At 67.8% G+C, this 1,172-nt stretch carries 1 protein-coding gene and 1 pseudogene; both read left to right on the forward strand.

All coding sequences use genetic code 11. The annotated features are described in order from the left end of the window. Positions 1-304 (forward strand): annotated as a pseudogene (locus tag AC1D15_RS33320) (hypothetical protein); the annotation flags it as partial. Between the two features lie 179 nt (positions 305-483). Then, on the forward strand, positions 484-1,172 hold a 689-nt coding region (locus tag AC1D15_RS33325), incomplete at its 3' end, for an alpha-amylase family glycosyl hydrolase (RefSeq protein WP_477829435.1).

Raw genomic sequence — 1,172 nt, forward strand, 5'->3', positions numbered from 1 at the left:
GCCCGAGGCCGCGGCGGCCCAGGCGGCGCAGGCGATGCGCGAGCGGCTCGCGCCGTACCGCCGGATCGCGCTGGTGGCGATGAGCGACCGCATGGCGCTCGCGGCGCGCAGCGTGATCGTGGACTGGCCCGGCACCACGCTGGTGGCGGCGGTCGGCTTCGACGACATCGCGGCGGCCCGCGCGGCCGGGCTGACGACGATTCGCCAGAACGCGGTCGTGAAGGGCGAGACGGCGGTGCGCATCGTGCTCGACGGGGAGGATTCGGTGCTGCTGCCGCTGGAGCTGATCGTTCGCGACACCTGAGCCCACCTGACGGCTGCTACAGGAGCATCAGGTCCATTCGGGTTTTGCCGATCAAAAATCAAGGGTAAACCCTCTCTTTCTCGATTCAGTTGCCCGCATAAAGTGGCGCCCAACCTGCAGAAGCATCGTATTTGTAGTCAAACTACAACGCTCATGCGGTAGTCCTGAATCCGATCCGCATGACCGACCTCGCCACCGCACCGCGCCACGCACCCGCTGCACCCTCCCATTCCGCCCGCCGGCCGGCGGCCGACCCCGCCGCCTGGTGGCGGGGCGCGGTGATCTACCAGATCTACCCGCGCAGCTTCGCCGACCACAACGGCGACGGCATCGGCGACATCGCCGGCATCATCGACCGGCTGCCCTACGTCGCGAGCCTGGGCGTCGATGCGATCTGGGTCTCGCCGTTCTTCCGCTCCCCGATGAAGGACTTCGGCTACGACATCGCCGACTACCGCGATGTCGACCCGCTGTTCGGCACGCTGGCCGATTTCGACCGGCTGATCGCCCGCACCCACGAGCTCGGCCTGAAGCTGATGATCGACCAGGTGCTGTCGCACACCTCCGACCAGCACGACTGGTTCCGCGAGAGCCGCGCGAGCCGCAGCAACCCGAAGGCCGACTGGTATGTGTGGGCCGACCCGCGGCCCGACGGCACGCCGCCGAACAACTGGCTCAGCGTGTTCGGCGGTTCGGCCTGGCAGTGGGATTCGCGCCGGCGCCAGTACTACTTGCACAACTTCCTCGCGAGCCAGCCCGACCTGAACTTCCACTGCCCCGAGGTGCAGGACCAGGTGCTGGCCGACATCCGCTTCTGGCTCGAGCGCGGCGTCGACGGCTTCCGCTTCGATGCCTGCATCTTCCACTT

The sequence above is a fragment of the Rhizobacter sp. P2_H2 genome, from assembly GCF_056403375.1.